This is a genomic window from Streptococcus parasanguinis (genome assembly GCF_023109675.1).
GTDB lineage: Bacteria > Bacillota > Bacilli > Lactobacillales > Streptococcaceae > Streptococcus > Streptococcus parasanguinis_I.
Genome location: NZ_JALDUR010000005.1, coordinates 121043 through 130223 on the forward strand (window position 1 = coordinate 121043; position 9181 = coordinate 130223).

Genomic DNA, 9181 nt, shown 5'->3' on the forward strand with positions numbered 1-9181 from the left:
TTTTTGGTTTGTTTCTATCAGATCCCCCTATTTCCACAAGCCACCTAAGATTTGCTTTTCGACCAAGGAAAGATCTTCATCGGTCACTTGCCCATTAGTTCCAAGAATATAGAGCTGACCAAAATAGGCAAGCAGCGGGCCAATCAGAATACGCAGGAATTGGGAAATAGTCAGATCAGGATTGATGCGAGGGTCCGCTTTCAGTTCTTGAAGGAGGTCACCAATTCTACCCTGAATGAAACTCCAAATATGTTCTTGCTCCTGCTTGATCTTTTCATTCGAAAATATCTCCTGTAACACGATTTTTAAGAGAGCTTGATTGGTTTTGAGGTAGTTCATTCGGTCATAAACGAAATAGTGAATTTTTTCCTCTGTTGTTTGAAAATTTAAGAGTTGATCCAGAAAATTTCCCAGAAGACTAGGAAGGATCGGATGTAAAATAGCCGTCAGCAACTCATCTTTGGTCTGGAAATACTTGAAGAGTGTGGCTTGGCTAAGCCCGGCATACTCCGCAATTTGAAGAGTTGAAGTCCCATTATAACCCTTGGTCGAGATCAAATCGACGGCTGCCTGCATAATTTTCTTCTTTCCTTTGGGATAGTCTGCTCCCTCTAGATAAGCTTCAAACGACTCAAAAATACTCTCGTTCATGTCCATCCTCACATCCTTTTTATTTTTATACCTTACGATACCGACGCAATCCGACAATATTCAGCATTGTCAAAGCGACAAGGAAAAGCAGTAAAACACCGATATTTGGCAAAATATCCCCAAGGTTACGTCCGTAAAGAATAATCTGACTCATGGCATCACCTGAGTAGGTCAAAGGCAAGAATTTCCCAATTGTTTTTGCCCACTCTCCCATTGAACCAAGAGGAATGATTCCTGAGAAAAAGAGCTGCGGCATAATCACAAGAGGAATAAATTGCATCATTTGAAATTCTGATTTGGCCAAGGTGGACAAGAGAATTCCGAAGGCGAGTGCTACAAGAGCCAATACCACATTAACTATTGTAACATTTAATAAACTTCCGACAACTTCAATATTCAACAACCAAATAGCTGCTAAAACAACAACTGCTGTTTGAAGAATAGCTATGATTCCATAAGACATCATGTAACCATAGACGATTTCAGAACGTTTGACCGGAGTGGCTAATAAGCGATCTAGGGTCCCGCTGGTGCGTTCTTTCAACAGCGCCATCCCTGAAATCAAGAAGACAAAGAAGAAGACGACAAATCCAATCAAGACTGGAATCATTTTGGCAAAGAAACCTGTATCTTCATTTCCATACTCATAAGATTCCTTAATTTCTGGTGATTTTGCATCGAGTTTCAATTGAGGAAGGGCCTGTTTAACACGAGTTAATAGTTGATTGGTGCCTTCACTGGCGATACTGGTCCGCAATACTTGACGGGTCATAGCAGTTTTCGAAGCATCTGTATTGGCATAATCTACCTGATACTCCCCGTCTTTATAAGAAATGACGGCGTCGACTTTCTCATCAGCCAAGTCTTCTTTGGCTTGCTCCATGTCTTTGTATGTTTTCACATTGACATGGTCCAGATCATCCATTTTCTTTACCAAACTAGTTGGTAGATCCTGCGTTGCTAGCTTGATGTTCACGGTTGTACTAGCCGAAAACATGAGGTTCATCAACCACATGATAAAGACTGGAGCCACAAACATCATGGCAAGGGTTCGTTTGTCACGAAGCAATTCTTTGATAACTTTTTTTGCAATGGCAAGGGTTCTCATCTTATTCTCCTTCCGCTTTCAAAAAGACTTCTTCAATACTTGAAACACCATAACTTTCCTTGAGATTTTTTGGTGTATCAAAGGCAATGATGTTTCCACCTAACAAGAGGCCAACCTTATCTGTCAGCTCTGCCTCATCCATGACATGGGTGGTAACCAAAATTCCTACACCCTTGTCTCTAAGAGTAATTAATTCCTTCCAGATTTTCTTTCGAAGAGAAGGGTCGATTCCAACTGTCGGTTCGTCCAAAATCAGGAGTTGAGGATTTCCTAAAAGCGCAATCGCCAGCGACAAGCGTCGTTTCATGCCTCCGGAATAACCAGACACAGCCTTATTTAAGTGCTCTGTTAAATCTACCACCTGAGCCACATGGGCAATTTCATCCTTTAAGTCTTTTTTGGAAAGGCCTTTTAGCTGACCGAAAAATTCCAAATTTTCTTGTCCTGACAAAGCCTCATATAAAGCATCAGACTGGGCCATATAGCCAATATCTCCCAGAATATGACGATTGGGCATGGTGTGGTCTAAGACTAAAGCGATACCGCTATCTGCCTTTTCCATTCCTAACATGGTTTTTATCATGGTTGATTTACCAGCACCAGAAGGACCGATTAGACCAATGATTTCCCCAGACTGTAATTCAAAACCAACGTGGTTTAACACAAGTTGTTGACCAAAAGATTTTTGTAAATCTTGTAAATGTAGCAATGTTTTCATTTACTTCCTCCCAGGTGAGTGTTCACTCACTTTTTAATGATAAATCTATTATAGTGAGTGAACACTCACTTGCCAAGTAGAAAATTTCATTTTTTTCAGAAAGATAAAAACACCAGATGAATACATCTGGTGTTGATAATGGAAATTTCTGCTGTTAAGCTTCTGTCTGCATCTACTCGCGATACTCTGAAATAGTCTGTCCGGTCCATTTTTTAAAGGCTCGTGAGAAGGAAGACACTTCGGAGTATCCTAGTAAATAGGCTACATCAACTGTTGTCATGTAATGACAATTTGCGTCACAATGAAATTGATTGGTCTACTCCCCTTCCTTCCATCATATACTGTCATTTTTCTGATATAATAAATTGTTCAAACATCGCAGAAAGGATAACCCATGTCAAATCTTATCAAACACAAACGGGTTGAGTATAGTGAACTCTTTTATGATCTGGTCTTTGTTTACGCTATTTCCAAAACCACTGCCCTTATCCATCATCTTCACCATGGAGTCTTATCATTAGATGCCATCTTTGGTTTCCTGATGACACTTCTGGTTTTGGTCAATTCTTGGATGATTCAGACCGTCTATACCAACCGCTATGGAAAGAATTCCCTTTTCAATATGACCGTCATGTTCATCAATATGGCAATGTTGCTCTTAATCTCAAACATGATTACCAATGACTGGCAGAGCTACTTTCATACCTTCTGCTGGACAGTGGGAACCCTGACCTTAACCCTATTTCTCCAATACTTAGTAGAGTATTTGCGTAAGTCTACTACTCCAGCCAATCGAAAAAGTATCAAGGGCTTTCTTTGGATGACAGGGCTCAGGACCTTGGCTATCTACATAGCTGCACTTCTTCCGATAGATTTTGGTATCTATGTCTATATGCTAGGGATTCTCTTGACCTTCGTCATGCCTATTATCTTAACTCGACATACAAGTCTTTTTCAGATTAATCTCCCCCACCTGATTGAACGCATCTAGCTTTTAGTTATCATCACTTTTGGTGAGATGATTATGGGCCTTGCAGATTTTTTTACACTTGAAAATTTCTCTATCCACTCTATCCTTTACTTTATCATCATGGTCAACCTCTTTATGAATTACTTTGGTAAGTTTGACCATGCCATTGATGAAGAAGGAAAGAATAAGGGAATCTTCCTAATTTATAGTCACTATCCAATTTTCATCGGCTTGATTATGGTGACTGTGTCTATGAGTTTCTTGGTCAATCCAGAAGTCCATCACCATTTTGCGACTGGCTTCTTCTATACGGGTATCGGCCTCTTTCAAGCTGCTATCCTTGCAAATGGCTATTTTAACAAGAGTCACCTCAAGTATGACAAGCTCTATTATGGTTTGCAAGCAGGGATGTTCCTTATCGGACTGGTTCTCTCCCTTCTTTTCTCAGCCAATCCAACCATTGTCATTACCATCGCAACCGTGATGACTTTAGCAATGGAAGTTCACTTTATCCATTTTTATATGACCCGAACCAAGAAATTTTCAAGTCCGGATTGGGAATTGTATTAAAAAATTCTAGTAGATATTTTCTACTAGAATTTTTTCGTTAGTCCAGTACAATCATAGCCTTAATCGTCTTACGTTCATCCATGTCCTTATAAGCTTGGTCGATATCTTCCAGTTTATAGCTTGAGGTAAAGACACGACCCGGATTGATATCACCATCAAGGACCGCTTTTAACAAAACTTGTTTGTCATAAGTAGTAACTGAGGCTGCTCCACCTGCCACTGAGATATTTTGAGCAAAGGTCGAACCAAGGGCACGGTTATTGTAATGAGGAACGCCCACAAATCCCATGCGCCCTCCATTATGGAGGACTCCGAGAGCTTGCTCAACAGCTGCTTCTGTACCGACACATTCGAGAGCTGCATCTGCTCCGCCTCCAAGGATTTCACGGACCTTGGCAATCCCTTCTTCACCACGCTCAGCCACAACAGCTGTCGCACCTGACTCCAAGGCCATTTGTTGACGGTCTTGGTGGCGACTCATAAGGACGATTTGCGATGCACCACGCATCTTAGCTGCAATGACAGCACATTGGCCAACAGCACCGTCACCAATAACGACAACCTTGTCACCTTTTTGCACATTAGCTACACGCGCTGCATGATAGCCCGTCGGCATGACATCAGCCAGCGTCAAGAAGGATTTGAGCATGGCTTCTGTATAATCAGATGGTTGCCCTGGAATTTTGACAAGGGCCCAATTGGCAAAGTGGAAACGGATGTACTCTGCTTGCACCCCGTCAGACCAGTTGGTGCCGATATGGCGGTCACAAGTCCCATCATAACCAGCACGACAGGCATCACACTCCCCACAACCATGGGTGAAAGGCGCGATAACAAAGTCTCCTGGTTTAACCGTTGTAATGGCTTCTCCGATTTCTTCGACGATACCAATAGCTTCGTGACCACTATTTTGATGACCTGCTTCAATATCAGGATTGCGGTAGCTCCATAGATCGGATCCACAGACACAGGTACGAACGATGCGGAGAATGACATCATCCGGTGCTTCGATGCGTGGACGTTCTACTTCTACTAGACCCACTTGCCCAGCTTTTGTATAGACTGTTTTCTTCATAGGATTAACCTACTTTCTATTGCTTACTTATCTATAGTATACACTTTTTATCGAGCTTCTGCTCATACCAACTCGTCATTAATGGTGGTGATAATCATGCCCATGACCTTGATCAACTTCCAGTTCTTCGATCTTGCGTTTATGGGCTCGGTGGGTTGCCAGGTCTTCATCAACCTCAATGGTGACGTTTTGAAAACCACAATCTTTGAGCAAGGTACGAATCGCTTCTTTACAAACCTCCATGTGGTTGACATGCTCTAAACAAACATGGACAATGGCGTTCTTTTCCAGCCCATCCATGGTCCAGAGATTAAGCTGATTGATACTAGCCACATGGTCCAACTGCTCCAAATCACTCTTCACTTGCTGGATATCTACTCCTTCTGGCACAGCATCGAGAAAAATCTTGAGCGTGCTCCAAAAACGTGGAATTGCTTTTGACAGAATAAAGATGGAAATGGCAAGAGATAAGAGCGGATCCAGAATATACCAGTCGGTAAATCGTAGAACAATGGCCATTAGGATAACAGCCACCCAACCCAAGGTATCTTCCAGAAAATGCAGGCTGAGAATGGATTCGTTCTTGGTTTGTCCTTTGCGAATGACGAGACTCGCTAGCACATTGATGCTGACGGCTATGATTCCTAGCCAAAGGATGCCCTCATCGTTGACAGGTTGTGGATGAAAGATTTTCGTTATATTTTCCAAAATAACCAGAACGGACCCTGTCATGAGAATCACTGCCGTTACCATGGCCCCTAAAAGGCTAAAGCGCTTGTAGCCCAAGGTATAGCGGCTGTCTTCTTCGCGATTGGAGATACTTTCCAAAAAGGCGGAGATCCCAATAGCGATCGCATCTCCCAAGTCATGGACCGAATCCGCAAGGACAGCGCTGGATCCAAAAATCCCTCCTGCAATAAACTCAACAATGGCATAACTCAAATTCAAGAAAAAAGCGATCCAGACCGCATGTTTTGTCTTCATAATCCTTAATCCTTTGTTATAATAGATTCATGAACATCATGTTCATTATCATTATCTAACATTCACAACAGAAAGGATAGGAGCAAACTGTTTAGGGTGTCCGTTACTGAACAGTTTGTTCTAAGTGTCCATATGACAGCACAGGATCGTCGCATCACCAAAACTCGAAAAGCTATCTATCAAGCTTTTTTACAATTACTCAACCAAAAAGACTACGAGGCCATCACGGTTCAGGAAATCATTGACTTAGCCGATGTGGGGCGATCAACCTTTTACAGCCATTACGAAAGTAAGGAATTATTGCTAGATGAACTCTGTCAAAAGCTCTTTCACCATCTCTTTGAGCGTGCTGAACACCTCTCACCACAAGACTATCTGGCTCATATCTTTCAGCATTTCAAGAAAAATCAAGACCATGTGACCAGTCTCTTGCTCTCTAAAAACGATTATTTTATCCGGCAACTGCGAAAAGAACTAGAACACGATGTCTACCCAATGGTAGCCGACGAACTCATCAAGGCCCATCCAACTCTCCCTCACTCTTACCTCAAACACTTGGTCGTCAGCCATTTCATCGAAACCCTCAGCTGGTGGTTGAAAAAAGGCAAGTCCTACACCGAACAAGAAGTGATCCAATTTTATTTGGAGATTTTAAAAGTGGGCTCGAACTAGAAGGGAGTATTTTCAATGACCAGCGTGCAATTTTACTTTCTATTTCCATCACTCTTCATGCTTCACGAACTCGAAGAAATCGTTTGGATGCCATCCTTTGTCAAAAAAATATCAATCCAGTATCCAAACAATCGAATCCTAACTTATTACATTCCTTTTGCTTTCAACTTTATTGTCTTGGAGCAATTTCTGATCCTAATGACGTCCCTATATCTTAGTTACCAGTTTAATAACTATAGCATTTACGCAAGCATCATAATCGCTTATATCTACCATGTATTCGGACATCTGATTCAAACAATCGTTATACGAAAATATGTGCCTGGGTTGTTGACGGGCATTTTAACGAGTTTGTTTGCTCTTTGCAATCTCAAAAATGAATTTCCAATTAAACTTTATGGTTACTCTCTTTTTACCTTATTGGTTATTATATTAAATCTTGTAGTATCATTTATGATTCTTCATAAAATCAGTCATAAAAAATAGTACTCAGGCAATCATATCTTAGAAAGGAAACCCTAAGTTCTTCCACATTCTTCTCGGCTTTTTTACAGCCTTCTTTGCCCTTGCTTTTGCTCTTCTTCACTTATTGGCTTCTCTTTCTGAAGTTAAAAAAGGGAATCACACTCTAGGAAATACACTTCTCCTCATCGGAAGTAGCCTTGCGACCTTATCTCTCATCCTCTACTTCTTTTTACCGATTGTCGCTCTAGTCCTTTGGCTGATCGGCTGTGGTTTGATTTGCTACGGGGCCTATTGGAATGGAAAACACAAAGGAAACTTCCACCCAGTCCACCATCTGATTCGGATGGGCATCGGGTGATTACAATTTTATTAGCTCTCATATAAGAAAAGCTCAAGTTTTCAAAAAACTTGAGCTTTTGTAGTTTCTATTTGTTAAGCCATCAACAGCATGAGAAAAGGAATCACCACCATGGTTGCAAGGGTCGTCTCTGTCACCATGACTGCTGCATAATCACTATCAGCTCCGTAGAGTCTGGCAACAACTGGCGCATTGGTCATCACAGGCATGGCAGACTGGATGATAAAGACTTGCTTCATCAGGCTTGGAAGAGGCAACCAGTAGACGATGGAAGCCATCAAAAGAGGGGCAACCAGGAAGCGACCTAGTAGAATCAATAGCTGATCTTTTCCCAGAACCAACTGCTTCACACCTACATGAGACACTGACAAACCGATAAATATCATGGATAAAGGGGTTGTTAAATTACCCAGATACTGCAAATCACTGGCTAGAAAGGCTGGCAACTTGATCTGCAGCATCACCATGACTAGCCCCAAGAGAAAGCCCATCAGGGGCGGAGAAAAGACTTTCTTCAGACTCGTTTTGAGATCAAACTGCGCTTCTCCCTCACCATCTCGCTGAATCAGATAGGTCCCCAAGGTCCAGAAAAAGGTCGTATTGCACATGTAATAGATCAAAACATAGGGAATGCTGGCATCCCCGAAAAGGGCCTGGTTGATGGGGAGCCCCACAAAAATCGTATTGGAATTAAAAAACATGGAAATAAAGAGGCCACGGCGGTCCTGCCTCACTGCAAAGATCCTTGCTACTGCTGTCGCGATGCCAAGTAAAATGACCATAGACAGGGCAGGAAACCGCAAGGCTGGCAACATTATAAGTAGATCCGCTGCTGTGAAGCGCTGCGTGATGGTGTAAAGCATATAGCAGGGAAGAGCAACTTGAGTGACTAATTTTGCGATCAAGCCACGTGACTTGTCATCAAACCAGCCTTTTTCACCTATGACAAAGCCCACTAATATCATCCCCAGAATGACCAGGATCCCCGATATGCTCTTAAGAAAGATATCCATGTTCTCTCCTTTTCTTTTTATAAATTTGAACTAGAAAACCCATTATTTTCAAGTCCCAAAAACTACTCTAGTATATCACAAAAAGAGGTGGATCAAAATGCTCAACCTCTTGTATTTTATTGATTGTTACTAGTAGCCTTTCTTGGCCGCCTTGGTCCATTGGTACCAACCAACCAGACTATTGATCAAGTAAATGAAGTATTTCCCTTGAATTTGAAGGCTTTTTCCCCACCAAAGATAGATGGAGAATACATTGGTAGCCGCCCAGAAAATCCACTGTTCGCGGTAGACAGCCGTCATCAAGAGTTGGCCGACACCATTGGTCGCATCTGTAACGGAATCCCTGAAAGGCCGATTGGCTCCAACTGATTGGTAAATGAAACCAATGGTTAACCACCAAAGCACACTAATTAATAAGTACTTGATCCATCCCACCGCATCCAATTTACGGGCAACAAATTCCTGCTGTTCTTTTTTTGAACTGAACTGGGCTTGGTAGATCAAAAAGTGTTAAAAATAAGGGCTCTATAATTTCTGTAGTGGGTAAAAACCACTGTAGAGATTATAGAGCTTTTTGAGTGTACACAAAAAGTCCCA

8 protein-coding genes and 4 pseudogenes are annotated in these 9181 nt (G+C 41.9%); 4 read left to right on the forward strand and 8 right to left on the reverse strand.

Going from position 1 to position 9181, the window contains the following annotated elements:
• Positions 1-27 precede the first annotated feature (27 nt).
• From M1G14_RS05630 to M1G14_RS05645, 4 genes and pseudogenes are all read right to left on the reverse strand, one after another.
• The gene (locus M1G14_RS05630) at positions 28-651 is read right to left on the reverse strand and encodes a TetR/AcrR family transcriptional regulator (protein WP_247926383.1); all 624 of its coding nucleotides are present in this window, start codon (positions 649-651) and stop codon (positions 28-30) included.
• A 25-nt stretch (positions 652-676) separates the two neighbouring features.
• Positions 677-1759 carry an ABC transporter permease gene (locus M1G14_RS05635; RefSeq protein ID WP_247926384.1) on the reverse strand — a complete coding sequence of 361 codons (1083 nt, stop codon included), beginning with the start codon at positions 1757-1759 and terminating at the stop codon, positions 677-679.
• Between the two features lies 1 nt (position 1760).
• On the reverse strand, positions 1761-2477 hold the full coding sequence (locus M1G14_RS05640; protein WP_037608085.1) for an ABC transporter ATP-binding protein: 717 nt from the start codon (positions 2475-2477) through the stop codon (positions 1761-1763).
• 172 nt (positions 2478-2649) lie between these two features.
• A pseudogene (locus M1G14_RS05645) lies at positions 2650-2757 on the reverse strand (helix-turn-helix domain-containing protein); the annotation flags it as partial.
• Positions 2758-2871: 114 nt separating this feature from the next.
• Here M1G14_RS05645 and M1G14_RS05650 point away from each other — a divergent pair.
• A pseudogene (locus M1G14_RS05650) lies at positions 2872-4017 on the forward strand (low temperature requirement protein A).
• Between the two features lie 37 nt (positions 4018-4054).
• On the opposite strand, the gene M1G14_RS05655 reads toward M1G14_RS05650, so the two are convergent.
• The gene (locus M1G14_RS05655; protein ID WP_045759840.1) at positions 4055-5092 is read right to left on the reverse strand and encodes a zinc-binding dehydrogenase; all 1038 of its coding nucleotides are present in this window, start codon (positions 5090-5092) and stop codon (positions 4055-4057) included.
• Positions 5093-5170: 78 nt separating this feature from the next.
• The gene (locus M1G14_RS05660) at positions 5171-6076 is read right to left on the reverse strand and encodes a cation diffusion facilitator family transporter (protein WP_045759841.1); all 906 of its coding nucleotides are present in this window, start codon (positions 6074-6076) and stop codon (positions 5171-5173) included.
• Between the two features lie 132 nt (positions 6077-6208).
• On the opposite strand from M1G14_RS05660, the gene M1G14_RS05665 reads away from it, so the two are divergent.
• The 3 genes and pseudogenes from M1G14_RS05665 to M1G14_RS10945 all read left to right on the forward strand — a co-directional run bounded on the left by M1G14_RS05665 (position 6209) and on the right by M1G14_RS10945 (position 7597).
• Positions 6209-6748, forward strand: coding sequence for a TetR/AcrR family transcriptional regulator (locus M1G14_RS05665; RefSeq protein ID WP_003008700.1), 540 nt, complete (start codon positions 6209-6211; stop codon positions 6746-6748).
• Positions 6749-6763: 15 nt separating this feature from the next.
• Positions 6764-7234, forward strand: coding sequence for an HXXEE domain-containing protein (locus M1G14_RS05670; RefSeq protein WP_154358787.1), 471 nt, complete (start codon positions 6764-6766; stop codon positions 7232-7234).
• A 46-nt stretch (positions 7235-7280) separates the two neighbouring features.
• Positions 7281-7597, forward strand: a pseudogene (locus M1G14_RS10945) (glucuronide permease).
• Between the two features lie 48 nt (positions 7598-7645).
• Here the strand turns inward: M1G14_RS10945 and M1G14_RS05675 are convergent.
• Together M1G14_RS05675 and pnuC are read right to left on the reverse strand one after the other, a co-directional pair.
• Positions 7646-8584 carry an AEC family transporter gene (locus tag M1G14_RS05675; RefSeq protein ID WP_150906521.1) on the reverse strand — a complete coding sequence of 313 codons (939 nt, stop codon included), beginning with the start codon at positions 8582-8584 and terminating at the stop codon, positions 7646-7648.
• Between the two features lie 129 nt (positions 8585-8713).
• A pseudogene (pnuC, locus tag M1G14_RS05680) lies at positions 8714-9085 on the reverse strand (nicotinamide riboside transporter PnuC); the annotation flags it as partial.
• Positions 9086-9181: the final 96 nt, after the last annotated feature.